The 25,338-nt window shown below is 70.6% G+C and carries 20 protein-coding genes; 17 read left to right on the top strand and 3 right to left on the bottom strand.

Features of this window, described 5'->3' with window-relative positions; genetic code table 11:
* The first annotated feature begins 90 nt into the window (after positions 1-90).
* The 5 genes from dxr (at position 91) to KDB89_RS08945 (ending at position 6,503) form a co-directional block, all read left to right on the top strand.
* Positions 91-1,293, top strand: coding sequence for a 1-deoxy-D-xylulose-5-phosphate reductoisomerase (gene dxr / locus KDB89_RS08965; RefSeq protein ID WP_219080310.1), 1,203 nt, complete (start codon positions 91-93; stop codon positions 1,291-1,293).
* The gene (locus KDB89_RS08960) at positions 1,290-2,573 is read left to right on the top strand and encodes a M50 family metallopeptidase (protein WP_219080308.1); all 1,284 of its coding nucleotides are present in this window, start codon (positions 1,290-1,292) and stop codon (positions 2,571-2,573) included. The genes dxr and KDB89_RS08960 overlap by 4 nt, the downstream gene beginning before the upstream one ends.
* A gap of 56 nt (positions 2,574-2,629) precedes the next feature.
* Positions 2,630-3,772, top strand: coding sequence for a flavodoxin-dependent (E)-4-hydroxy-3-methylbut-2-enyl-diphosphate synthase (ispG, locus tag KDB89_RS08955; protein ID WP_219080306.1), 1,143 nt, complete (start codon positions 2,630-2,632; stop codon positions 3,770-3,772).
* A 78-nt stretch (positions 3,773-3,850) separates the two neighbouring features.
* Complete coding sequence (locus KDB89_RS08950) at positions 3,851-4,684, top strand: GNAT family N-acetyltransferase (protein ID WP_219080304.1); 834 nt, start codon at positions 3,851-3,853, stop codon at positions 4,682-4,684.
* A 43-nt stretch (positions 4,685-4,727) separates the two neighbouring features.
* Entirely contained in the window at positions 4,728-6,503 is a 1,776-nt protein-coding gene (locus KDB89_RS08945; protein ID WP_219080302.1) for a proline--tRNA ligase, read from the top strand.
* A 51-nt stretch (positions 6,504-6,554) separates the two neighbouring features.
* Here KDB89_RS08945 and KDB89_RS08940 read toward each other — a convergent pair whose 3' ends face one another.
* Positions 6,555-7,484 (bottom strand): hypothetical protein, encoded by a 930-nt coding sequence (locus tag KDB89_RS08940; RefSeq protein ID WP_219080300.1) that lies wholly within the window; start codon positions 7,482-7,484, stop codon positions 6,555-6,557.
* A 90-nt stretch (positions 7,485-7,574) separates the two neighbouring features.
* On the opposite strand from KDB89_RS08940, the gene rimP reads away from it, so the two are divergent.
* The 8 genes from rimP (at position 7,575) to KDB89_RS08900 (ending at position 16,558) form a co-directional block, all read left to right on the top strand.
* Positions 7,575-8,060, top strand: coding sequence for a ribosome maturation factor RimP (gene rimP, locus KDB89_RS08935; protein WP_219080298.1), 486 nt, complete (start codon positions 7,575-7,577; stop codon positions 8,058-8,060).
* Positions 8,061-8,062: 2 nt separating this feature from the next.
* Entirely contained in the window at positions 8,063-9,031 is a 969-nt protein-coding gene (nusA, locus tag KDB89_RS08930; RefSeq protein WP_219080296.1) for a transcription termination factor NusA, read from the top strand.
* A gap of 134 nt (positions 9,032-9,165) precedes the next feature.
* Positions 9,166-11,043, top strand: coding sequence for a sulfatase-like hydrolase/transferase (locus KDB89_RS08925; protein WP_219080294.1), 1,878 nt, complete (start codon positions 9,166-9,168; stop codon positions 11,041-11,043).
* Between the two features lie 8 nt (positions 11,044-11,051).
* Entirely contained in the window at positions 11,052-11,276 is a 225-nt protein-coding gene (locus tag KDB89_RS08920) for a YlxR family protein (protein ID WP_219080292.1), read from the top strand.
* A 219-nt stretch (positions 11,277-11,495) separates the two neighbouring features.
* Positions 11,496-14,333, top strand: coding sequence for a translation initiation factor IF-2 (gene infB, locus KDB89_RS08915; RefSeq protein WP_219080290.1), 2,838 nt, complete (start codon positions 11,496-11,498; stop codon positions 14,331-14,333).
* Positions 14,333-14,773, top strand: coding sequence for a 30S ribosome-binding factor RbfA (rbfA, locus tag KDB89_RS08910; RefSeq protein WP_219080288.1), 441 nt, complete (start codon positions 14,333-14,335; stop codon positions 14,771-14,773). Before infB ends, rbfA begins: the two co-directional genes overlap by 1 nt.
* The gene (gene truB, locus KDB89_RS08905; protein ID WP_219080286.1) at positions 14,770-15,633 is read left to right on the top strand and encodes a tRNA pseudouridine(55) synthase TruB; all 864 of its coding nucleotides are present in this window, start codon (positions 14,770-14,772) and stop codon (positions 15,631-15,633) included. The genes rbfA and truB overlap by 4 nt, the downstream gene beginning before the upstream one ends.
* 10 nt (positions 15,634-15,643) lie before the next feature.
* Positions 15,644-16,558, top strand: a complete 915-nt coding sequence (locus tag KDB89_RS08900) for a bifunctional riboflavin kinase/FAD synthetase (protein WP_255555857.1) — start codon at positions 15,644-15,646, stop codon at positions 16,556-16,558.
* A 4-nt stretch (positions 16,559-16,562) separates the two neighbouring features.
* Here the strand turns inward: KDB89_RS08900 and KDB89_RS08895 are convergent, their stop codons facing one another.
* Entirely contained in the window at positions 16,563-17,042 is a 480-nt protein-coding gene (locus tag KDB89_RS08895; RefSeq protein ID WP_219080283.1) for a GNAT family N-acetyltransferase, read from the bottom strand.
* A gap of 228 nt (positions 17,043-17,270) precedes the next feature.
* Between KDB89_RS08895 and rpsO the strand changes: the two genes are divergently transcribed.
* Entirely contained in the window at positions 17,271-17,534 is a 264-nt protein-coding gene (gene rpsO / locus KDB89_RS08890; protein ID WP_219080282.1) for a 30S ribosomal protein S15, read from the top strand.
* A 198-nt stretch (positions 17,535-17,732) separates the two neighbouring features.
* Here rpsO and KDB89_RS08885 read toward each other — a convergent pair whose 3' ends face one another.
* Positions 17,733-21,083, bottom strand: a complete 3,351-nt coding sequence (locus tag KDB89_RS08885) for a proline dehydrogenase family protein (RefSeq protein ID WP_219080280.1) — start codon at positions 21,081-21,083, stop codon at positions 17,733-17,735.
* A gap of 247 nt (positions 21,084-21,330) precedes the next feature.
* Here KDB89_RS08885 and KDB89_RS08880 point away from each other — a divergent pair, with 247 nt between their 5' ends.
* The 3 genes from KDB89_RS08880 to KDB89_RS08870 all read left to right on the top strand — a co-directional run bounded on the left by KDB89_RS08880 (position 21,331) and on the right by KDB89_RS08870 (position 25,067).
* Positions 21,331-23,535 carry a polyribonucleotide nucleotidyltransferase gene (locus tag KDB89_RS08880; RefSeq protein ID WP_219080278.1) on the top strand — a complete coding sequence of 735 codons (2,205 nt, stop codon included), beginning with the start codon at positions 21,331-21,333 and terminating at the stop codon, positions 23,533-23,535.
* Between the two features lie 116 nt (positions 23,536-23,651).
* Entirely contained in the window at positions 23,652-24,392 is a 741-nt protein-coding gene (gene dapB / locus KDB89_RS08875) for a 4-hydroxy-tetrahydrodipicolinate reductase (protein WP_219080276.1), read from the top strand.
* Between the two features lie 141 nt (positions 24,393-24,533).
* Positions 24,534-25,067, top strand: a complete 534-nt coding sequence (locus tag KDB89_RS08870) for a GNAT family N-acetyltransferase (RefSeq protein ID WP_219080274.1) — start codon at positions 24,534-24,536, stop codon at positions 25,065-25,067.
* The last annotated feature ends 271 nt before the right edge of the window (positions 25,068-25,338 follow it).

Genomic DNA, 25,338 nt, shown 5'->3' with positions numbered 1-25,338 from the left:
GATCGAAGGATCCTTGCACACTTCGGCTCTCGACCGCCTATCCCGCACTCGCCACAGGACCGTCCCAGGCGCCCGACATAGAATCCCCTGGTGCGCACAATCGTCCTGCTCGGCAGCACCGGCTCCATCGGCACCCAGACTCTCGACGTGATCTCGTCGCGACGCGACCAGTTCCGCGTCGTCGGCCTCGCGGCGGGGGGCGGCAACGTCGACCTGCTCGCATCCCAGATCATCGAGTTCGAGCCGGAGGTCGTCGCGCTCGCGAAGCCCGCCGCCGCCAACGCGCTGCAGCGGGCCCTCTACGCCGAGGCCGACCGGCGCGGCTGGAACGCCGGCGAGTACCAGCTGCCGAAGCTGCTGCTCGGCCCCGACGCCGCGACCCAGCTGGCCGCGGCCGACTGCGACGTCGTCGTCAACGCCATCACGGGCACCGCCGGCCTGCTCCCGACGCTTGCCACGCTGGAGAAGGGCACGACGCTGGCGCTGGCCAACAAGGAGTCGCTGGTGATCGGCGGCCGCCTGGTCACCGGCGCGGCCCGCCCCGGCCAGATCGTCGCCGTCGACTCCGAGCACTCCGCCTTCGCCCAGGCCCTCCGATCGGGCCGCGCCGACGAGGTCCGCCGCCTGATCCTCACGGCCTCCGGCGGCCCGTTCCGCGGCCGCACCCGCGACGAGCTCGTCGACGTCACGCCGCAGCAGGCCATGGCGCACCCCACCTGGGACATGGGCCGCGTCATCACCATCAACTCCGCCACCCTGGTCAACAAGGGCCTCGAGCTCATCGAGGCGGCTCTGCTGTACGACGTGGACCTCGACGACGTCGTCGTCACCGTGCATCCGCAGTCGGTCGTGCACTCCATGGTCGAGTTCCACGACGGCGCGACCATCGCGCAGGCCTCGCCGCCCGACATGCGGTTGCCCATCGGCATCGCCCTGACCTGGCCGGAGCGGCTGGCCGACGCCTCCGCCCCCTGCGACTGGACCACGGCGGCCACGTGGACCTTCGAGCCCCTCGACGCCGACACCTTCGGCGCCGTCGAGCTCGCCCGCACGGCCGGCAAGGCCGCCGGCACCGCGCCGGCCGTCTTCAACGCCGCAAACGAGGCGCTCGTCGACGCCTTCTGGGCGGGCCGGATCGGGTTCCTGGACATCACCGACATCAACGCGGAGGTCGTCGCCGAGCACCTCGCCTCGGGCCACGTGGCCGACGACGACCTCACGGTCGATGCCGTGCTCGCCGCCGACGCCTGGGGGCGCGCCCGCGCCGCCGAGATCGTGGGGGAACGCGCATGACCATCGTCCTCACCGTCGTCTTCGCGCTGCTGTTCTTCGCGCTGATCATGGCGTCCATAGCGCTGCACGAGGTGGGCCACCTCGTGCCGGCGAAGCTCTTCGGGGTGAAGGTCACGCAGTACTTCGTCGGCTTCGGAAAGACCCTGTGGTCGAGGCGGCGTGGCGAGACCGAGTACGGCTTCAAGGCCGTGCCGCTCGGCGGCTACGTCCGGCTCGTCGGCATGTACCCGCCGGCCAGGGCCACCGCGAAGCCCGGCTGGCTGACCAGGCTCGCCGACGACGCCCGCGCCGTCGAGTACGAGGAGATCACGCCGGCCGACGACGGCCGGCTGATGTACCAGAAGAAGACCTGGCAGAAGGTCATCATCATGCTGGGCGGCCCGGCGATGAACCTGCTGCTCGCCTTCCTGATCTTCCTCGGCATCAACCTGTTCCACGGCACCTGGCAGGCGACGACCACCGTCGCCGCCGTCAGCGACTGCGTCATCTCCGCGGAGCGCGAGGACCGGACCTGCACCGACGCCGATCCCCTCACGCCGGCCAGCGAGGCGGGCATCGCGGTCGGCGACACCATCGTCGAGTTCAACGGCACCGCGATCGGCAGCTGGGACGAGATGAGCGAGCTCATCCGCGCCAACGGCGACGGGCCGGCGAGCATCGTCGTCGAGCGCGACGGGGAGCGCGTCACACTGCCGACCGTCAACACCGAGCTCAACCACGTCGCCGACACGCTCGACCCGAGCCGCTACGTCGAGGCCGGCTTCCTCGGCGTCTCACCCGGCAGCGAACTCGTGCACGGCGGCCCCGTCGCCACCGCGAAGCAGATGTGGACCCTCACCCAGCAGTCCGTCGTCGCGCTCGCGAGCTTCCCCGTGCGCGTCTGGAACGTCGCCGCGGACCTGGTCACCGGCCAGCCCCGCGACGAGAACTCGCCGCTGTCGATCGTCGGCGCCTCCCGGATCGCCGGCGAGATCGGCGTCAGCGACCAGCTGGGCTTCGGCGACAAGGTCGCCACCTGGATGTCGCTGCTCGGCTCGGTGAACCTGTTCGTCGCGCTGCTGAACCTCGTGCCGCTGCTCCCGCTCGACGGCGGCCACATCGCCGGAGCGATCTACGAGTGGATCAAGCGCAGGGCTGCACGCCTGCTCGGCCGGCCCGATCCCGGCCACGTGGACACGGCCCGCGGCCTGCCGCTGACCTACCTCGTCGCGGGCTTCCTGCTGGTCGGTGGCGTCGTGCTCATCCTCGCCGACATCATCAGCCCCATCTCGCTGTTCTGACGACGTCCCAGCCCACGACTTAGGGACTCCCGCCCCGGCAGCGTAATCTTGTGCCCATGTCCGTGAACCTTGGTATGCCCGCCGCGCCCGCGCCCGTGCTGACCCCCCGCCGTACGTCCCGCAAGATCAAGGTCGGATCGGTCTACGTCGGCGGCGACGCTCCCATCAGCGTGCAGTCGATGTGCACCACCAAGACCACGGACATCAATGCGACGCTGCAGCAGATCGCCGAGCTGACCGCGACCGGCTGCGACATCGTCCGGGTCGCCGTGCCCAGCCAGGATGACGCCGAGGCGCTGCCGATCATCGCGATGAAGTCGAAGATCCCCGTCATAGCGGACATCCACTTCCAGCCGAAGTACGTCTTCGCCGCCATCGACGCCGGCTGCGCGGCCGTCCGCGTCAACCCCGGCAACATCCGCCAGTTCGACGACAAGGTCGCCGAGATCGCGAAGGCCGCCTCCGAGGCCGGGGTCAGCCTCCGCATCGGCGTCAACGCGGGATCGCTCGACAAGCGGCTGCTCGCCAAGTACGGCGCCCCCACCCCGGAGGCGCTCGTCGAGTCCGCCTTGTGGGAGGCGTCGCTGTTCGAGGACGTCGGCTTCTACGACTTCAAGATCTCCGTCAAGCACAACGACCCCGTCGTGATGGTCCGCGCCTACGAACTGCTCGCCGAGAAGTGCGACTACCCGCTGCACCTCGGCGTCACCGAGGCCGGGCCGGCGTTCCAGGGCACCATCAAGTCGTCCGTGGCCTTCGGCGCGCTGCTGAGCGAGGGGATCGGCGACACGATCCGCGTGTCCCTGTCCGCGCCGCCGGCCGAGGAGGTCAAGGTCGGGCTCAAGATCCTCGAGTCGCTCAACCTGCGCCCCCGCAAGCTCGACATCGTGTCCTGCCCCTCCTGCGGCCGCGCCCAAGTCGACGTCTACACGCTCGCCGAGCAGGTCACCAAGGGCCTCGAGGGCATGCAGGCCCCGCTGCGGGTCGCCGTCATGGGCTGCGTCGTCAACGGTCCGGGCGAGGCTCGGGAGGCGGACCTCGGGGTCGCCTCCGGCAATGGCAAGGGCCAGATCTTCGTCAAGGGTGAGGTCATCAAGACCGTCCCCGAGGCCGAGATCGTCGAGACGCTGCTGGTCGAGGCCCGCCGGCTGGCCGCCGAGATGGGCGAGGTCGGCGCGCCGGAGGTCAGCGTCTCCTGACCGCAGGCCCGTGCGACGCAGGTGTCGGCGTCGCCGATCGGTGGGTCTCACGTCTCAGGGATGGCTAGGCTGACCGCCATGACCGCACGCCTGCGTACCCTCGGCGCCGCCGACCGCGACGAGGCGATGGAGTATCTCGCCGCCAGCCCCGTCGAGAACCTCTTCCTCATGTCGAAGCTGAACATGTTCGGCATCGACCGCCGCAGGCTCGGCATTCTCTGCGCCTGGCAGCGCGGCGACCAGATCAGCTCCCTGCTGCTCGACGGCGGGACGGCGTGTGTGGCGGGATTCGACCCGGAGGCCCTGCCGGCGTTCGTGACCGAGCTGGGCCCTGTGCGGCGCTGCAGCTCCATCGTCGGGCCGGCCATCAGCGTCCTCGGCCTCTACGTCGGCCTGTCCGGCCGCTGGCCGGGAGGCTGGGGCACGGTCTCCAACATCCGCCGCCGCCAGCCGCTGATGCTGCTGGACCACGTCAGCGACGTGAGTCCCGACCCCCGCGTCAGGCTGCTCGGAACCGGTGACTTCGAGAGCTACCTCGAGGCGTCCGTGCACATGTACACCGAGGAGATCGGCTCGTCGCCCTTCAAGTTCGGGCCCGGCTACGAGCGGTTCGTGATGGACCGCCTGCAGCGCGGCGACGCCTACGGCATCGTCGAGAACGGCCGGGTGATCTTCAAGGCCGATCTCGGCCCGCAGTACGGGACCCAGGCCCAGCTGCAGGGCGTCTGGGTCGCGCCCGACCTCCGCGGTACCGGCCTCAGCGTCCCGGCGTTGTCCGGGATGCTCGGGCTCGCCATGCGGCGGTACCCGTCGATCAGCCTGTACGTCAACGACTTCAACACCCCGGCGATCCGCGCCTACGAGCGCCTCGGTTTCGTCGAGGTCAGCGCCTTCGCGACCGTGCACTACTGAGCCTGTCGGCGCCCCCGGGGCACCCGGCGGTAAGATCGCCCGCGTGATTGCCAAGCTCTCGACTCTTTTCGTGCGCACTCTGCGTCAGGACCCCGCCGACGCGGAGGTGCCCAGCCACCGCTGGCTGGTGAGGGCGGGCTACATCCGCCGCGCCGCGCCCGGCATCTACACGTGGCTGCCGCTCGGGCTCAAGGTCCTGCAGAAGGTCGAGGCCGTCGTCCGCGAGGAGATGGAGGCCATGGGCGCCCAGGAGGTGCACTTCCCGGCGCTGCTGCCCCGTGAGCCCTACGAGCTGACCAACCGCTGGACCGAGTACGGCGACAACCTGTTCCGCGTCGTGGACCGCAAGGGCGCCGACATGCTGCTCGGCCCCACCCACGAGGAGATGTTCACGCTGCTCGTGAAGGACCTGTACTCGTCGTACAAGGACCTCCCCCTGTCCCTGTTCCAGATCCAGACCAAGTACCGCGACGAGGCCCGCCCGCGCGCAGGCCTGCTGCGCGGACGCGAGTTCGTGATGAAGGACTCCTACTCCTTCGACATCGACGACGCAGGCCTGGAGGCCTCGTACCAGAGGCACCGCGAGGCCTACATCCGGATCTTCACCCGGCTGGGCCTCGACTTCGTGATCGTCGCCGCGATGGCCGGTGCCATGGGCGGATCCCGCTCCGAGGAGTTCCTGGCCGTCGCGGCCAACGGCGAGGACACGTTCGTCCGCTCGCCCGGCGGCTACGCGGCCAACGTCGAGGCCGTGCGCATCGCGGCCCCCGCGGCGCTGCCCCTCGGCGACGCCCCGGCCATGGCGCTCGTCGGGACGCCCGAGGTGGGCACCATCGCCGGCGTGGTGGACCTCATGAACTCCAGCCACCCGCGCGAGGACCGCCCCTGGGTCGGCTCCGACACGCTCAAGAACGTCCTGTTCATGGTGACCGACCCCGACGGCACCCGCCGCCCGCTCGCGCTGGGCCTGCCGGGCGACCGCGAGGTCGACCTCAAGCGCCTCGAGGCCGCCCTCGAGCCCTCCGAGGCCGCGGTGTTCACCCCCGACGACTTCGAGAAGTACCCTGACCTGCACGTCGGGTTCATCTCCCCGGTCAGCCTCGACGGCACCCGCGTCCTCGGCGAGGAGTCGGCCACGAAGATCCGCTACGTCGTCGACCCCCGCGTCGTCGAAGGAACCTTCTGGCTCACCGGCGCCAACGTCGTCGACCACCACCTCACGGGCGTCACCGCGGGTCGCGACTTCATTGCCGACGGCATCCTCGACGTGGCCGAGGTGCGGGAGGGTGACCCGGCCCCCGACGGCTCGGGCCCGCTGCACCTGGCCCGCGGCATCGAGATGGGTCACATCTTCCAGCTCGGGCGCAAGTACGCCGATTCGCTGGACCTGAAGGTCCTGGACCAGAACGGCAAGCTCGTCACCGTCACCATGGGCTCCTACGGCGTCGGCGTGTCGCGCGCCGTGGCCGCCGTCGCGGAGGAGACCTGCGACGACAAGGGCCTGAGCTGGCCCGTCGAGCTCGCCCCCTACCAGGTACACATCGTCGCCACAGGCAAGGACCAGGCCGTCTTCGACAAGGCCTTCGAGATCGCCGGCGAGCTGGAGGCCAGCGGGGTCGACGTGCTCGTCGACGACCGCAAGGCGAGCCCCGGCGTGAAGTTCGCCGACGCCGAGATCATGGGCATGCCCGTCATCCTCGTGGTGGGCCGCGGGCTGGCGGAGGGGAAGCTGGAACTCCGCATCCGCGCCACCGGTGAGAAGTCGGAGATCGCCGTAGACGACGCCGTGGCCTCGCTGCTGGCCGCGGTCGGCCGCTAGGGGCTCAGCGGGGTCGGTCCGGGACCGCCGAGGGCATCCGCCGACGCGGTCTCAGGCCACCCAGCCCGGCCACGTGGGCACGGAGGAGCCCAGCGCCTGGATCGGGGAGACCTGTCCCGTGAGTCGGGAGCGCCACACCCTCGCTTCGTCGGCCGCCACCAGCGACGCGTATCCCTCCAGGAGGTTGCCCTCCAGGCGGGCCCAGCCGGCGCGGATGGTCGTGGCGTCGTCCATGTCGGTGGGCAGCACGAAGGACGCGGGCTGCTCGGGCACGCCGTCGGTGAACGCGGCACGCAGTTCGTTGCGCAGCCCCTTCGCGGCGGCCAGGCGAGCGGCGCCCAGCGAGGCCAGGGAATCGGATGACGAGAGCCTGCCGAGGCCGACGCCGAGCCCGTAGACCAGCGCCCAGGCGTGGCTGATGGCGACCTCGAGGGCCGCGTTCCGTGTCGGCGGGACCAGCCGCCTCGGTGCGGCGTCTCCCTCGGTCGGCGCCACGGACCGGTCCAGCAGTGCGGTGGTCGCGGCCGATGCCGACGTCCAGGTCAGCCGCAGGTCGGCCTCGGACGCGGCGGCGGCCGACGAGTTGAGGGCCTTGGCGGCGGCTTTGATGCGGGTCCTGAGTTCCTTGGCCGCCGAGGTGGCGTCCGCAGGGGTCGCGGGCGTCGCCGCCTCGACGGTGAAGGGGTCCTGTTCCTCGGCCGACAGCGGATCCGGCAGGCTCAGCAGCGCCAGGTGCGCGTCGACCTGCGCGGATGCCTTCTGCACCCACGCCTGCTCGGTCCAGGCCGGCAGGGTGACCAGCGTCTGCAGCAGGGCCGACAGCTCGGTCAGGGCGACCTGTGTCGCGGTGTCCTGCGGCGACTGCGTCGGCGCCGGAATCGACGGCGCGAGCGCGGGTTCGCCGTCGACGACCGGGCTCGCTGCGCATCCCGACACGGTCAGGGCGAGGGCGGCGAGCGCGGCACGTCGGGAGATCAGCACGGCCCCACCTTAGTGTCCGGTTCTTAGGCGGATGGGGTGGGTATGCTTGTCCGGCACAACCAACCTCACAACCGGATGCGGAGCCGAAACATGCAGGAATCCACGCTCACCGCCGTCATCGAGCCGATTCTGGCGGACCACGGACTGGAGCTCGACCGGCTTGAGGTGACGCCCATCGGGAAGCGCTCCGTACTGCGCATCACCATCGACGGTGACGGCCCCGAGGGCCGCGGCCCCCTGCTCGACGACATCGCGCAGGCCTCCCGGCTCATCTCCGAGGCGCTGGACGAGTCGGCCGCCGTCGGCAGCGCCCCCTACACGCTCGAGGTCAGCTCGCGCGGCGTCAGCAAGCCGCTGACCGAGGCCAAGCACTTCCGCCGCAACCGCGGGCGGCTCGTCAAGCTCTGGCTCGAGGAGGGCCAGGTCACCGGCCGCATCCTCGCAGTCGCGGACGAGGCGGTCACCGTCGACATCGACGGGACCGAGCGCCAGGTTCCCCTGGCGGACATCACGAAGGCCGTGGTCCAGGTGGAGCTGAACCGCCAGGCCGACGACCTCGACGGAGAGGACAACTGAACATGGACGTCGATCTTGATGCGCTGCGCACCATCGAGCGGGACCGCGAGATCCCGATGGACTACCTCCTGAAGACGCTGGAGGACGCGCTGCTCAACGCCTACACCAAGACCCCGAACGCCCTGCGTGGCGTGAAGGTCGAGGTGGACCGCAAGTCCGGCAAGGTCGCGGTGCTCGCGCCCGAGTTCAACGACGACGACGAGGTCATCGGCTATTTCGACGACACGCCCGAGGACTTCGGCCGCATCGCGGCCGCCACTGCCCGCCAGGTCATCTTCCAGCGGATCCGCGAAGCCGAGGACGACCAGAAGTACGGCCACTTCCAAGGCGTGGAGGGCGACATCCTGGTGGGCACTGTCCAGCAGGACCGTGACTCCAGGGCCATCCGCGTCGACCTCGGTGAGCTCGAGGCCGTCATGCCGCTGGCCGAGCAGGTCCCCGGCGAGGACTACGCGCACGGCCGACGCCTGCGCGTCTACGTCGTGAGCGTGCGCCGCGAGCTTCGCGGCCCGCAGGTCATCGTGTCGCGCACGCACCCCGGGCTGGTGAGGAAGCTGTTCTCGCTGGAGGTGCCCGAGATCGACAAGGGCGTCGTCGAGATCAAGGAGATCGCCCGCGAGGCCGGCCACCGCACCAAGATCGCCGTGGTCTCGCACGACCAGAACGTCTCCGCCAAGGGCGCCTTCATCGGCCCGATGGGCCAGCGGGTGCGCGCCGTCACCAACGAGCTGGGTGAGGAGAAGATCGACATCGTCGACTTCTCGGAGGACCCGACGAAGTTCGTCGCCGCCGCGTTGTCTCCCGCCAAGGTTCTCTCCGTCACCGTGGTCGACGAGGCGGCCCGCGCCTGCCGCGCCATCGTGCCGGACTACCAGCTGTCGCTCGCCATCGGCCGCGAGGGCCAGAATGCCCGCCTGGCCGCCCGCCTGACCGGCTGGCGCATCGACATCCAGCCCGACGTGCAGCGCTGAGCGGGGGCCGCTGAGCCTCGCCCGGTTCCCTGAGCTTGGTCGAAGGGCGCCGAGCGGAGGGAGGCGGTGCACCCGGCCCACGACACGAGGGTGAACGGAACGCAAACAGCTGATTGCCGTACGATGTCCCGACGATGAGCACCACAGAGAAGATCCTCGACCGACTGCGCCGGCCCCGACATGTCTGGGGGCGGCTGGTCCTGCTGCTCGTGCCCATTGCCGTGATGGGCGTGTGGCTGAAGCTGCTGAGGATCGGCGCGTTCTACTCGGACTCCGGGCCGCTGGAGGTCGCCGCGAAGGTGTCCTCCGACGTCGCGTTCGGCGCCGCCTGGGTGCTGCTGTGGCTGCTCGCCTGCTACTTCACCCGGGGTCGTCTCCGCACCACGCTGTTCTACCTCGCGCATGTCGCGACGCTGGCGTTCGGCCTCCTGACGGTCATCAACCACGAGTACATGATCCGCACGGGCACGCCGCTGACGCTGGCGAAGATGGCCTTCGCGATCAGCGAGGGAGAGCAGCTCGGCGGGCTGTTCGGGTCGCAGATCACGGCCAGCGCCGTCGCGCTGATCGTGTTCGTCGTGCTCGCCACGACCGTCCTGCCGACCGTGCTCGGCTCGCTCGGCTCCCGGCTCATCCGTCGCCGCCCCACCCGTCGCGTCAAGGTCGTGGCCGCCACGGCCTTCGTGCTGCTGCTGGTGGCGAGCACCTGGACCGCCCCGACATCGTCCGCGGCGTTCTCCCTGTCCGCTCCGGTACAGCTGGCGCTCTCCCCGGTGCGCGAGGCGCAGGCCTACCCGGCTGCCCTCGGCGACAGCCCCACCCCCGACCCGGACTCGACGAGGCTCGTCGCCCGCGACGCATCCGCCGAGCAGAAGAACGTCGTCGTCATCACGCTGGAGTCCCAGCGCGACTCGTCGACGTTCCCCGAGACCAGCGAGCCCGTCACCCCGATCCTCGACGCGCTGAAGGAGGACGTGGCCATCGCGCCGGAGCGCGGCTACACGGTGCTGCCGCACACCTCGAAGGCGCTCACCTCCGTCTACTGCGGCCAGACCCCGCCGCTCGACAACCAGAACTCGGAGGCCGATCCGGGCTCGCTGCCGATGCGCTGCCTCCCGGAGCTGCTGGCCGAGCAGGGCTACCACACGACCTTCTACCAGAGCGCCACCGAGAACTTCGAGCGTCGCCGCGGCACGGTCACCAACTTCGGTTTCGAGGAGTTCACCCCCGTCGACGAGATGGACACCGCCGGCTACCACAAGGCCGGCTATTTCGGCTGGGAGGACGACATCATGCTCGCCCCGCAGCGCGAGTGGCTGCAGGCCAACGGCGACGAGCCGTTCCTGATGGGCATGCTGACCGTCACCGCCCACCACGACTACAACCTCGACGGCTGGGACACCATCGACTTCGTCGACGACCCGCTGCTGAACAAGTACCTCAACGTCGTGCACTACCAGGACCAGTTCGTCGGCAAGGTGCTCGACATGTTCAAGGACCTCGGCCTCTACGACGACACCATCTTCGTCATCACCGGCGACCACGGGGAGGGCTTCGGCGAGCACCGCATCTACCAGCACGACGACACGATCTACGACGAGGGCCTGCGCATCCCGTACCTGATCATCGACCCGTCGCGCGACGCGCAGACCGTCGACGGTGCCGCGAACCAGCTGGCCGTCGTCCCGACCGTCGCGGACCTTGCCGGTTTCGACCTCGTCAGCAACGACGAGTACCGCCCGTCCCTGGTGAGCGGCGAGGAGCAGGGCACGCTGTTCGCGACCTGCTACGCCCGCGGGAAGTGCGCCGCCACGTTCACGGGCGACTACAAGGTCATCCACCACTTCGGCGACCGTCGCGACGAGGTCTACAACCTCGTCGAGGACCCCTACGAGCTCAACGACCTCGCAGCCGAGATGGACAGCGAGTGGATCGCTGAGCAGGCCGACGCCGCGGTCGCGTGGTACCTCACCACCGAGCACGCCTACGCCAACTTCCGGGGCGAGGAGTAGCGGTGCCGGTGCGCACCTGTATCGCGTGCCGCGGCCGCGCACCCCAGTCGGAGCTTGTGCGTCTGGTGCGCCGCGGGGACCTCGTCGTCGACGCCACCGCGCCCCGGCTGGAGGGGCGGGGCGCCTACGTCCACCGTGGCTGCATCGAGCTCGCAGTGAAGCGGCAGGCGGTGCGCCGGACGTTCGGCCCCGGCTCGGAGCTGGACGCGGCGCTGCGCGCCGATCCGGCCTGACGCGCGACACGCTCCCGCCACGCGGCGGTTGGCCCGACCCGGCAGGCCGCGTTATGATGTCCCTCGGCCCACGTGCGCGTGGGTGCCATCGTTCCACGCCCCACGGGGCAGCAACCAAAAGGTGGGCTAACGCTCATGACCACTCGATGAGTATCAGACGATGACCAAGCACAACTAGGGATCCCGGCCTCGGACGGTCGGGACCTGCGAAGGAGAGTAGTGGCTAAGCCTCGCGTCCACGAGATCGCCAAGGAAATCGGGATCACAAGTAAAGAACTTCTGGCCAAGCTGGGGGAGATGGGCGAATACGTTCGCGGCCCGTCCTCCACGCTGGAGACGCCGGTGGTTCGTCGCGTCCGGGAGGCGTACAACGCCCCCGCGGACGACGCCCCCAAGACCCAGACCACGGCACCGGCCCCCAGGCCGGCGCCGAAGCCCGCCGCGCGTCCGGCCGCCAAGCCGGCCAGCCCGGCGGCCCCCGCCGCGCCGAAGCCGGCCGCCGCGCGCCCCGCGGCCCCCGCCGCGCCGACCGCGACCCCCGGTGCCCCGACCGCGTCGGAGAGCCAGGCCGCGTCCCCGACGCGTCCCGCCGCTCCTCGCCCGGCCGCGCCGAAGCCGCACGCCCCCGCACCGAAGCCCGCCGCCGCGCGTCCCGCGGCCAAGGCTCCCGGTGCCGGTCGCTCCGGCGGCGCGCCGACCCCCGGCCCGCGTCCCCAGGCCCCCGGCCGTCCGGGCGCCCCGACCCCCGGCCCCCGCAAGCCGGGCGCCCCGCGCCCCGGCAACAACCCGTTCGCCGCGTCCCAGGGCATGGGCACGCAGCAGCGTCGCAACGACCGCCCCGGCGGCGGTCAGCGTCGCGACGGTGCCGCCCCCCGCTCCGGCGGTGACCAGCAGCGCATGCCGCGCCCCGGTGGCACCGGCGGCCTGCCCGGCATGCCGCGCCCCAACCCCGCGATGATGCCGAAGACCGCGAACGCGGCCATCGGCGCGCGCCCGAGCCGTCCCGGTGGCGGCCCCGGCCGTGGTCGTCCCGGCGGCGGCGGTGGCGGCGGTGGTCGTCCCGGTGCCGGTGGCCCGCCCATGGGCGGCGGCATGGGTGGCGGTCGCGGCGGCGGTCGTGGCCGCAGTGGCGGCACCCAGGGCGCGTTCGGTCGTGGTGGCTCCGCAGGTAAGCGGGGTCGCAAGTCGAAGAAGCAGCGCAGGCAAGAGTTCGACCAGATGGAGGCCCCGACGATCGGCGGCGTGCGTCTGCGCAAGGGCGACGGTGCGACCGTCCGCCTGCGTCGCGGCGCCTCGCTGACCGACCTCGCCGAGAAGATCGGCGTGGAGCCGGCGTCGCTGGTGCAGGTGCTGTTCCACCTCGGTGAGATGGTCACCGCCACGCAGTCCGTGGCCGACGACACCCTCGAGGTGCTGGGCGCCGAGCTCGACTACAACATCGAGGTCGTCTCGCCCGAGGACGAGGACCGCGAGCTGCTCGAGAGCTTCGACCTGGAGTTCGGCGAGGATCTCGGCGGCGAGGAGGACCTCGCGCCGCGTCCGCCGGTCGTCACGGTCATGGGCCACGTCGACCACGGCAAGACGAAGCTGCTCGACGCGCTGCGTCACACCAACGTCGTGGCGGGCGAGGCCGGCGGCATCACTCAGGCCATCGGCGCGTACCAGGTCGAGACTGAGGTCGACGGCAAGGACCGCAAGATCACCTTCATCGACACCCCGGGTCACGAGGCGTTCACCGCCATGCGTGCCCGCGGCGCGAAGTCGACCGACATCGCGGTGCTCGTGGTCGCGGCCGACGACGGTGTGATGCCCCAGACGATCGAGGCTCTGAACCACGCCAAGGCGGCCGAGGTGCCGATCGTGGTCGCGGTCAACAAGATCGACAAGGACGCGGCCGACCCGACCCGGGTCCGCGGCCAGCTGTCCGAGTTCGGCCTGGTGCCCGAGGAGTACGGCGGCGACACCCAGTTCGTCGACGTGTCCGCCGTGACCCGCCAGGGTCTCGACGAGCTGCTCGAGTCCATCGTCCTGACCGCCGACGCGGCCCTGGACCTGCGCGCCAACCCCGACATGCCCGCCCAGGGTGTGGCGATCGAGGCGCACCTCGACAAGGGCCGCGGCCCGGTTGCCACCGTCCTGGTGCACCGCGGCACGCTGCGCGTCGGCGACTCGATCGTGGCCGGCTCGGCCCACGGCCGCGTCCGCGCCATGATCAACGATCAGGGTGACACCGTCGACGCCGCCCCGCCGTCGCTGCCCGTGCAGGTGCTCGGCCTCACCGCCGTGCCCGGCGCTGGCGACAACTTCCTGGTTGTCGACGATGACCGCATGGCCCGACAGATCGCCGACAAGCGTGAGGCGCGCATGCGTGCGGCGCAGCAGGCGAAGTCCAGCCGTCGCAAGACCCTCGACCAGCTGTTCGAGCAGCTGGAGAAGGGCGAGACGCAGGAGCTGCTGCTCATCCTCAAGGGCGACGGCGCCGGTTCCGTCGAGGCCCTCGAGGACGCGCTGTCGAAGATCGAGGTCGGCGACGAGGTGTCGCTGCGGGTCATCGACCGTGGCGTCGGTGCCATCACCGAGACAAACGTCTCGCTGGCCGCCGCCTCCAAGGCCGTCGTCATCGGCTTCAACGTGCGGCCCACGCCGCATGCGCAGCAGCTGGCCGACCGGGAGAACGTGGACATCCGCTTCTACTCGGTCATCTACCAGGCCATCGACGAGATCGAGGCGGCTCTCAAGGGCATGCTCAAGCCGATCTTCGCCGAGGAGGTCCGCGGCCACGCGGAGATCCGCGAGATCTTCCGCTCGTCCAAGTTCGGCAACATCGCGGGTTGCATGGTCACGAACGGCTCCATCCGCCGCAACGCCAAGGCGCGTCTGCTGCGCGACGGCGTCGTGATCGCCGACACCTCCATCGCGTCGCTGCGTCGCGAGAAGGATGACGCCTCCGAGGTCCGCGAGGGCTTCGAGTGCGGCATGACCCTGTCGAACTACAACGACATCAAGCTCGGTGACGTCGTCGAGACGTACGAGATGGTGGAGAAGGAGCGCGAGTGATGGCCAACCCCCGCAACGCGAAGCTGGCCGACCAGATCAAGGTCGTCGTCGCCAAGACCATCGAGCGTCGGGTCAAGGACCCGCGCCTGGGGTTCGTGACGCTGACCGACGTCAGGCTGACCGGTGACAACCGTGAGGCGACCGTGTTCTACACGGTGCTCGGGGACGACGAGCAGCGCGCCGGCACCGCCGCCGCGCTGGCGTCGGCCACCGGCATGCTGCGCAGCACGGTCGGTCAGCAACTGGGGCTCCGCTTCACGCCGACGCTCGCGTTCGTCGAGGACGCCACGCCCGAGACGGCCAAGCAGATCGAGGATCTACTGGCCCGGGTGCAGGCCAGCGACGCCGCCGCGGCGGCGTCGTCCGAGGGCAAGGAGTTCGCCGGCGAGGCGGACCCCTACCGCAGGCCCAGGCTGTCCGAGGAGGACGACGAGCAGTGAGCTCACCGTCAGGGCTGGTGATCGTCGACAAGCCGTCGGGGGTCACCAGCCACCAGGTTGTCGGGCGCCTTCGCAGGCTGCTCGGCACCCGCAGGATCGGGCATGCCGGGACGCTGGACCCGATGGCCACCGGGGTGCTCATCCTGGGAGTCAACCGGGCCACCCGTCTGCTCGGCCACCTGGCCCTGCACGACAAGGAGTACCTCGCGACCGTGCGGCTGGGGGAGTCGTCCCCCACCGATGACGCGGACGGCGAGGTCGTCGCCGTGGCGGACGCCTCGGGTCTCACCGGGGCCGACGTGGACGCGGCCCTCGAGCCGCAGCGCGGCGACATCCTCCAGCGGCCCTCAGCCGTGTCCGCGATCAAGGTCGACGGCAAACGCGCCTACGCGCGCGTCCGCTCCGGCGAGGACGTCGTGCTCAAGGAGCGCCCCGTCACCGTCTCCCGACTCGAGGTCCTCGACGTGCGCCCCGCCGGCCGTTGCCTCGACGTCGACCTCGCCGTCGAGTGCTCGTCCGGCACCTACGTCCGGGCCATAGCCCGTGACCTGGGCGACGCCCTGTCGGTGGGCGGCCACCTGACAGCGCTGCGCCGCACCCGCATCGGCGGCTACGGCATCGACGACGCCGTGGCGCTCGGCGACGATCCGCCGCACCTGATGGGCATGGCCGAGGCCGCCCGGCTCAGCTTTCCCGTCGTTGACCTGACCGAGGCTGAGGCCCGCGACGTCGGCTTCGGCCGATCCCTGGCACGCGTCGTGCCGGCCGACCCGACCGGCGTCATCGGCCCGGACGGCGACCTCCTGGCGCTCTACCGTCCGTCGGGCAATGGCTCGGTTCCGGTTGCGGTGCTGGTGTGAGGATGTCACATTGAGTCCCGTGAAGGACATCGAGCACGGCAGTGTCGTCGTCGTCGGCAACTTCGACGGCGTCCATCAGGGACACCGTAAGGTGCTGACCGAGGCCAACCGGGACACCCACCACCCCCTGATCGTGGTCACGTTCTGGCCCCATCCCGTCTCTGTCCTGCGGCCCGACAAGGCGCCGCAGCTGTTGACCGACCTGCGCACCCGGATCGAGCTGCTCAAGGCGGCGGGTGCCAGCGAGGTGCGCGTCATCCGCTTCACGAGAGACGTGGCGGCCATGTCGCCCGCGGCCTTCGTCGAGCGTTTCCTGCTGCCACTTCGTCCTGTCCGGGTCGTGGTGGGGGAGAACTTCCGATTCGGCAACCGGGCCTCAGGCGATGTGTCCACGCTCGCGGAACTGGGGAAGGGGCACTTCGAGGTGCGCCCGATGTCGCTGGCCTCCGTCGACGAGGAGATCAGCTGTTCCACGGGGGTGCGCGCGGCGCTCGAGGCAGGCGACGTCCGCACGGCGGCGCTGCATCTGGGTCGTCCGTTCCGCTTCCGTGGCGTCGTTGAGGTCGGGGACCAGCGCGGCCGCGAGCTGGGCTTCCCTACCGCGAACCTCGCCGTTCCCAACGAGATGGCCGTTCCCGCCGACGGCGTGTACGCCGGCTGGCTGACCAGGCTGGACGAGCCCGACGCCCCACGGCTTCCCGCCGCGATCTCGGTGGGCACGAACCCCACGTTCGACGGGGCCGACCACCGCGTCGAGTCCTACGTCCTCGGCCGCACCGATCTCGAGCTGTACGGCGTGGAGATCGGCGTCGACTTCGTTGACCGCATCCGCGGGCAGGTGCGTTTCGCCGGCATCGCGGCGCTGATCGACCAGATGAACGACGACGTCGCCGCGACGCGAGTCATGCTCGCGATCGACGACTGAGTGCCTACAGGGCCGTGAGGCTCTTCTTGTAGATCGCGTAGTGGGTGCTGGGAGTCTCGCCCTCCTCGACCTGGCGCACCTCGGGCTCGTCGACGAAGAGGTGCTCGCCCGTGGGGTGGTACTCCAGCGAGATGTAGAGCGGGACGGCCTTGTAGTTGTTGGGGTCGACGGCCAGGAAGACCGCGGTGTACCCGCGCGCGCGGGCCGCCTGCTCGATGAACTGCGTCAGGAGCCGGCCGGCGCCCTGGCGACGGGCGGACTTGAACACATACATGTGCCGCAGCTCCGGCGTCAGCTGCCCCGCCTCGAAGTCGATGACCGCGCTGCCGACCGGCCGTTCGCCGTCGCGTACGACGGCGAAGATGATGCGACCTGTACCCTGCTGACGGAAGTGCTCGTCGACCAGCCCCAGCTCGGGCCGGTCCTGGTGCTGGCGGAGGACCTCCAGGTCTGCATCGGTTGCTTGGCTGACGGTCAAGACCATGGCTCCTCCTCGAGTCGATCACTGATGTGGCCTCACATTAGCGCGCGCCCGTCCCGTTGAGGAGGGGCTGCGCTCGTGGAGAACCCCGCGTTGGTCAGGGCAATTAGGCCCGCACCTGCGCCGGATGGTAGTCTGCTCAGGTTGCCGTCGATCGGCCACGGCCCGGTAAGAGTCCCGAAAGCACCCGCGACTGGGACGCCGTGCAGCGAACTGGAAGGAGCACCAAGTATGGATGCAGAACTGAAGAAGAAGACGATTGAAGAGTACGCGACCGCGCCTGGTGACACCGGTTCGCCCGATGTGCAGATCGCGCTGCTGTCCAAGCGCATCGCTCACCTGACCGAGCACCTGAAGCAGCACAAGCACGATCACCACAGCCACCGTGGCCTGATGCTCATGGTCGGTAAGCGTCGCCGCCTTCTCAACTACGTTGCGAAGAACGACGTCGACCACTACCGCGAGCTCATCGCGCGCCTCGGGCTGCGTCGCTGACCTCGTCTCGACTTCTCACGCAGGGCGTCCCCTTCATGGGGGCGCCCTGCGTCGTTGTTCCCGGGGCCACAGGTGCCCCGCCCGCCTGCCGCGATGAGCACGACACACTTGTCGTCGCGCGAAACGGCCGTTTTCGGGCGTTTATGGGCAACGAGAAGGAGCATGTGCTCATCGCGGGGTGGCCGCGGGAGCAGAAACCTACAGGGAGAGCCTCGCGGTGAGCTGCGTCGGGTGCCCGAAGCGGTGGTTGGTGATGGACACGGCCTGCTCCCGCACATAGGGGAGCAGCGCGATCCGGCCGGCCGGCACGCTGGGGCCGTCGTACACCGTCAGGTCGATCGACCCGCCGACCGCAGCCAGCAGCGAGCGGCCGCCGAGAAACCGGACCCGGCCGACGGCCGATGCGTCGAAGGCCTCGTCGGCGACGACCGTGACGGCGAAGCCGGCGTCCTCCAAGGCGTCGGCGAGGTCCCCGTGCGGGGCCGTGCCGAAGGAGAAACCGACCCGGGAGCCCGCGGCCAGGGCCGCGGACGCCTCACGGAGCACGTCGCGAGCGCCTGCCTCCTCGACGCGCACCGTGACCGGGACCGGCCGGTAGCGCAGCACGTTGATCTCGCTGACCAGGGCCGACGGGTCGTGCGCGACGCGGAAGATCGTGCGGGCGGCCGCCTCGTCGGAGACCGCCGCCTGGTGCAGCCAGCGGGCGTCCTCGGCGTCGAGCAGCCCGACGGAGCGGCCGACGAGTCGAGCGGCGGTCGGGGCGCGCAGCGCGCCTCCCTCGACGGGAGCGGCCGGCTCCCAGTGGCCGAAGCCGGTGAGGTAGTTCGGACCACCCGCCTTGATGCCGGGCCCGACGGCCGAGCGCTTCCAGCCGCCGAACGGCTGGCGGCGGACGATGGCGCCGGTGATCGTGCGGTTGACGTAGGCGTTGCCGGCCTGGATCCGGTTGATCCAGCGCTGCACCTCGGTGGCGTCCAACGAATGGAGACCTGCGGTGAGTCCGTAGCGCGTGCCGTTCTGCCAGGCGATGGCCTCGTCGAGGTCGCGCGCGGCCATCAGCCCCAGCACGGGGCCGAAGTACTCGGTCTGGTGGAACTCGCTGCCCGGGCGCACGCCGTCGCGGACCCCGGGTCGCCACAGCCGGTCGCCGAGGCGCTCCGGCTTGAGCAGCCAGCTCTGCCCCGGCTCCAGCTCCGTCAGGCCGCGCAGCAGCTTCTCGCCCGGCTCCTCTGTCAGGGGACCCATCTCCGCGAGGGGTTCTTCCGGCCAGGCGACCGTCAGCGAGCGGGCGGCGTCGAGGACCTGGTCGAGGAAGCGGCGGGACGTCGCCACGTCGCCCACCAGGATGCCGAGCGACGCGGCCGAACACTTCTGGCCGGCGTGCCCGAAGGCCGAGTAGACGAGATCGGCGGCGGCCAGGTCGAGGTCCGCCGACGGGGTGACGACGATGGCGTTCTTGCCCGAGGTCTCCGCCAACAGGTGGAGATCCGGGCGCCAGGAGCGGAACAGCTCGGCGGTCTCGGCGGCCCCGGTGAGGACCACCTGGTCGACGCGGTCGTCCGTGATGAGCTGCTCGCCGAGCGGGCCGTCCTCGACGAACAGCAGCTGCGCCGCGTTGGCCGGGATCCCCGCCCGGCGGCACGCCTCGATCAGCAGTGCGGCGATCCGGCGCGCGGGCGGTGCCGGCTTCAGGATGACGGCCGCCCCCGCGGCCAGGGCGGCGGCGACGCCGCCCAGCGGGATCGCGATGGGGAAGTTCCAGGGAGAGGCGACCAGCACGAGCGCCGGCGGGACGTGCGTCGCCCCCTCGACCTGCTCGGCGGCCAGCGTCGCGTAGTAGTGCGCGAAGTCGCAGGCCTCGGAGACCTCGACGTCGGCCTGGTCGATGAGCTTGCCCACCTCGTCGGCGGCGACGCGGACCAGGTCGCTGCGCGCGGCCTCGAGCTCGGTTCCGAGGCGGTGCAGCGCGGCGACCCGTTCTTCGACGGGTGTCGAAGCCCACTCGGCCCCGGCCGCCCGGCCGGCCGCGACGACCCGCGCCACCGTGGCGGCGTCGTCGGTGGTCGCTGCGTCGAGGGTGTCGGCGCCGAGGTCGGGGCAGGGGAGCCCGGCGCGGATCGCCTCGGCCCAGGCCTGGTTTGCGGGCAGGGCCGGGTCCGTGTCGCTGGTGTTGACGAAGCCGTCCGTGACGGCACCTCGGATCTGCGTCTGCCAGGCCGTCGGCGCCGGGTCGTCCAGGTGCGTGCAGGCCGCCCGGAAGCGGGCCTCCTCGCGGTCGAGGAAGGCGGGGTCGCTGCCGAGCGAGGCGGCCCCGGACATGAAGTTCTCCGGAGCGGCGTTCTCCTCGAGCCGGCGCACCAGGTAGGAGATCGCCGAGTCGTACTCGGCGCGCGGGACCACGGGCACGTAGAGCCTCAGCCCGCCGACCTCCTCGCGGATCACGTGCTGCAGCGGCACCGCCATGCCCGAGAGCATCTCGATGTCGACGGCGTCGGTGACGCCGCGGGCCTTCGCCAGCTCCCACGCCATGGCCAGGGTGTAGATGTTGTGGCTCGCCACCCCGATCTGGACGCGGGCCGTGCGCTCCGGCGTTAGGCACCGGTCCAGCGCCCGCAGGTAGGACGCGTCCGTGGTCTCCTTCGTGGGGTGCACGGGGTTCGGCCAGCCGCGCAGTTCGGCCTGCACCTTCTCCATGGCGAGGTTGGCGCCCTTGACCAGCCGCACCTTGATCGGCACGCCACCTGCGGCGACGCGGGCCGCGGCGAACGTGTCCAGCTCGTCGAGCACGAGGCCCGACTCCCGCAGGTAGGTCTGGATCGCGACGCCGGCGCGGAGGCGGATCAGGTCGGGCTCCATCATGAGCCGGCGGAACACGTCGAGGGTCAGGTGGAGGTCGCGGTACTCCTCCATGTCCAGGTTGACGAACTTCCCCTCCCGGGCGGCGAGCGTCATCAGCGGCCGCAGCCGCTCCACCGCCGCGTCGACCGCGGCGGCGTGCGCCCACTGCGAGTGGGCCCCGAGCACGGAGGAGACCTTGATGGAGACGTAGTCGACGTCGTCGCGGGCAAGCAGCTTCGTCGTGGCGTCGAGCCGCGCCGCGGCGTGCTCGTCGCCGAGGACGGCCTCGCCGAGCAGGTTGATGTTCAGGCCGGATCCGCCGGCACGCAGCCGCTTCAGCACCGGAGCGAGCTGGCCGTGCGTGTCGACGACGAGGTCGCCGACCAGCATCGCGAACGTGCGCCGGACGGCCGGCAGGGCCGCGCGCGGCGCGGCGCCGACCGAGCGCATGGCCACGCGAAGCGGTGCCGGCAGGAAGTCGACCGGGCGCTTCGACAGCTCGAGCAGCGCGCGGGAGGCCACCTGGGGGTCCTCGGGGCGCATGACCGAGTCGACGAAGTCCAGGGTGAAGCGGAGGCCCGAGGGATGTTTCAGGGCGGCGGCCAGGAGCCGTGCGGCCCTCGGCTCGGGATGGGCGCGGCACTCGTCGGCCCAGCGACGGGCGGTCGCGACGGCGCTCTCGGTCAGCGAAGCGATGTCGATCTGCTGCATGAGTACATGGTGACCTACGCGCACCGATGGCGTCGATTCGGGTCTGACAGCTAGAATGTCGGCGGGCCTGGAGTTTTCCAGGCACGTCAACGTGCGGCCCAGAGCGGTGTGAGTCTGGTCCTCGGTAGTGGCCCTCGGGTTCCCCCACGCAGGGGAGGCCCCGCAGGCCTCGATCGAAGACCGGCTGGCGCGACGGGGAAGAGCCCCGTGGGTTCTCGGGCGCACAGCTACCGAAAGGAGCCTGTCCGTGGAAGGACCAGGCATCGAATTCGCCGAAGCCGTCATCGACAACGGCAAGCACGGCAAGCACACCGTCCGCTTCGAGGCCGGCGTGCTCGCGCAGCAGGCCGACGGCTCGGCCGCGGTCTACATCGACGGCGACACCATGCTGCTGTCGGCGACCACCGCCCAGAAGACCCCGCGCGACGCGATCGACTTCTTCCCGCTGACGGTCGACGTCGAGGAGCGCATGTACGCCGCGGGCCGCATCCCCGGGTCGTTCTTCCGTCGTGAGGGCCGCCCGGGCGAGGGCGCGATCCTCGCCTGCCGTCTCATCGACCGCCCGCTGCGCCCCGCCTTCGTGAAGGGCCTGCGCAACGAGGTCCAGGTCGTCGTGACCGTGCTGGCGCTCAACCCCAACGTCATGTACGACGTGGTGGCCATCAACGCCGCCTCCATGTCGACCCAGATCGCCGGGCTGCCGTTCTCCGGCCCCATCGGCGGCGTGCGCGTCGCCCTGATCGACGACCAGTGGGTCTGCTTCCCGACCGTCGAGCAGGTCGCGAAGTCGACCTTCCAGATGGTCGTCGCGGGCCGCGTCCTCGAGGACGGCGACGTCGCGATCATGATGGTCGAGGCCGGCGGCACCGAGGCCACCTGGGAGCTCGTCCGCGCCGGGAAGACCGCGCCGACCGAGGAGATCGTCGGCCAGGGCCTCGAGGCCGCGAAGCCGTTCATCAAGACCCTGTGCGACGCGCAGTCGGAGCTCGCGGCCAAGCTGCCCAAGGAGACCTACGACTTCCCGGTCTTCCGCGACTACCAGGACGACGTCTTCGCCGCCGTCGAGGAGCTCGCCGCGACCCGCATCGGCGAGGCGATGACCATCGCCGGCAAGCAGGAGCGCGACGACGCCACGCACGCCATCCGCCAGGAGGTCACCGAGGCGCTCGCCGAGCGTTTCGCCGGCCGCACCAATGAGATCTCGGCCGCCGTCAAGGCGCTGACCAAGAAGATCGTCCGCCACCGCACCCTGACCGAGAGGGTCCGCATCGACGGCCGCGGCGTCACCGACATCCGCGCCCTGTCCGCAGAGGTCGCCGTGATCCCGCGCGTGCACGGCTCTGCGCTGTTCCAGCGTGGCGAGACCCAGATCCTTGGCGTCTCCACCCTGAACATGCTCGACATGGAGCAGAAGATCGACACGCTCTCGCCGGAGACGACGAAGCGCTACATGCACAACTACAACTTCCCGCCCTTCTCGACCGGTGAGACCGGCCGCGTCGGGTCGCCGAAGCGTCGCGAGATCGGCCACGGGGCGCTCGCCGAGCGTGCGCTCGTGCCCGTGCTGCCGACCCGCACCGAGTTCCCCTACGCGATCCGTCAGGTGTCCGAGGCGCTGGGCTCCAACGGCTCCACCTCGATGGGCTCGGTCTGCGCGTCCACCATGTCGCTGCTGAACGCCGGCGTGCCGCTGAAGGCCCCCGTGGCCGGCATCGCCATGGGCCTCATGAGCGAGGACGTCGACGGCGAGACCCAGTACATCGCGCTGACCGACATCCTGGGCGCCGAGGACGCGCTGGGCGACATGGACTTCAAGGTCGCGGGTACCCGTGACTTCGTCACCGCCCTCCAGCTCGACACGAAGCTCAACGGCATCCCCGCCTCCGAACTCCAGAAGGCGCTCCTGCAGGCCCGTGACGCCCGGCACACCCTGCTCGACGTCATGGGCGAGGCCATCGACATGCCCGACGAGATGAGCCCCTACGCGCCGCGGATCATCTCCCTGCGCATCCCGGTCGACAAGATCGGCGAGGTCATCGGCCCCAAGGGCAAGGTCATCAACACGATCCAGGACGAGACCGGCGCCAACATCTCCCTCGAGGACGACGGCACCGTCTACGTCGGTGCGGACTCGGGCGAGGCCGCGGAGGCCGCCGTCGCGCAGATCAACGCCATCGCGAACCCGCACATGCCGGAGCGCGGCGAGCGTTACCTGGGCACCGTCGTGAAGCTGACCAGCTTCGGCGCCTTCGTGTCGCTGATGCCGGGCAAGGACGGCCTGCTGCACATCTCGAAGCTCCGCGTGCTCGCCGGTGGCAAGCGCGTCGAGGACGTCGAGGACGTGCTGAGCGTCGGCCAGAAACTGCAGGTCGAGATCTCCGACATCGACGACCGCGGCAAGCTGTCGCTGGTCCCCGTCGTCGAGGAGACCGAGGCGGCCGACGAGGCCTGAGCCTCACGCTGAACGCCTGAGCAGGGGGCGCCGGGGATTCCCCGGCGCCCCCTTCGTGCGCTCCGTGGGGCTCTCGACGTGTGGTTGACTGGGGAGGACAGCGAAGGAGACCAGCAATGAGCGAGATCAGGGTCGGCGTGTTCGGCGCCAGCGGGCGGATGGGCAGCCAGGTCGTCCACGCGGTGGACAAGGCCGAGGGCATGACCATCGTCGGGGGAGTGGACATCGGCGAGCCCCGCGAGACGGTCGGGCCGGCTCAGGTCATCGTCGACTTCACGCATCCGGACGCCGTGATGGACAACATCGAGTGGGCGGTCAGCCACGGCATCAACATGGTCATCGGCACCACGGGATTCACACCGGAGCGCATCGCGCGCGTACGAGAACTGGTCGAGGCCCATCCGAAGGTCGGCGTGCTGATCGCGTCGAACTTCGGCATCGGCGCCATCCTGATGATGCGGTTCGCGGAGATCGCGGCGAAGTTCTACCCGTCGGTCGAGATCATCGAGCTGCACCACCCGAACAAGGTCGATGCCCCGTCGGGCACGGCGGCGACGACCGCCCGTCGGATCGCCGCGGCCCGCGACGAGGCCGGCCTTGGCCCGGTCCCGGACGCGACGGTGCACGACGACGGCGCCCGTGGCGCGGTCATCGACGGCATCCACGTGCATGGCGTGCGGCTGCAGGGGCTGGTCGCGCACCAGGAGGTGCTGTTCGGGCAGGCGGGGGAGACGCTGACGATCCGGGAGGACTCCTACGACCGGGTCTCCTTCATGCCCGGCGTCGTCGCGGGCATCCGCCACATCGTCGCCCACCCCGGCCTGACCCTCGAGATGGACGACGTCCTCAACTTCTGACCCTCCCCTAGGAGACTCCCGACCCTCCCCGAAAATCGGTCAGTGGTCGATTCTCCCCGGTCCGGCGTCGAGAATCGACCACTGCCTCGCCCCGGCAGCCGAGGTCAGCGTCACGCGAGCGGTCTGACTACGATGGGGCGCATGTCTGCCATCGACACCGTCCGCCTCGCCCTGCCTTCCGAGGCCGTCGACGTCGCCCGCATCCAACGGCGCGCCTGGAGCGAGTCGGAGGTGCTGGCGGCGGCGGTGGCCGACATGCCCGCCGACGAGGCGGCCCGCGCCTGGCACGAGGCGATCGTCAAGCCGCCGCTGGCGCACTTCCGGGTGCTCGTCGCGATCGGCGAGGCGGGCGTCGTCGGATTCGCGGTGACGGGGCCTTCGCCGGACGACGACGCCGACGAGCGCGACGGCGCCATCGGCGAGTTCGTCGTGGACCCGAAGTTCCGCGGCCACGGGCACGGCTCGCGGCTCATCAACGCGGCCGTCGACACGCTGCGCACCGACGGCTACCACGTCGCGACGATATGGGTCCGTGCCGCCGACGACGCGTTGCGCGCGTTCCTCGTCGGGTGCGGGTGGGGTGCCGACGGGGCACACCAGGAGGTCGCCGTCGACGAGTCCGGCACGCACACCAAGCTGGTGCGCCTGCACACGGACATCTCGCCGGCCGACTGACCGTCGCACTCGCAGGCAGTGGGCGTTTTTCGTCGCCGGACCGGGGAGAATCGACCACTGCACGGTTCTCGCGTGCGGCTGGCGTCTGAGAACGGCGAGGCTGTGAGCGTTTCTCGTCGCGGGACCGGGGAGAATCGATCATGTGAAGTCTCATACCTTCGTGGACGGTTGTGTCTCATAGCTTCGTAGACAGATGTGTCTCGACCTTCGTTGACAGTGGGTGTTGACGGTTCTGTCTCACGGTTTCGTGGACAGTTCCCGGTGTCCGCGG

It is taken from the genome of Tessaracoccus palaemonis (genome assembly GCF_019316905.1).
Classification (GTDB): Bacteria; Actinomycetota; Actinomycetes; order Propionibacteriales; family Propionibacteriaceae; genus Arachnia; species Arachnia palaemonis.
Note: the sequence above shows the minus strand (reverse complement) of the source record. Positions and strands in the feature narration are given on the sequence as shown.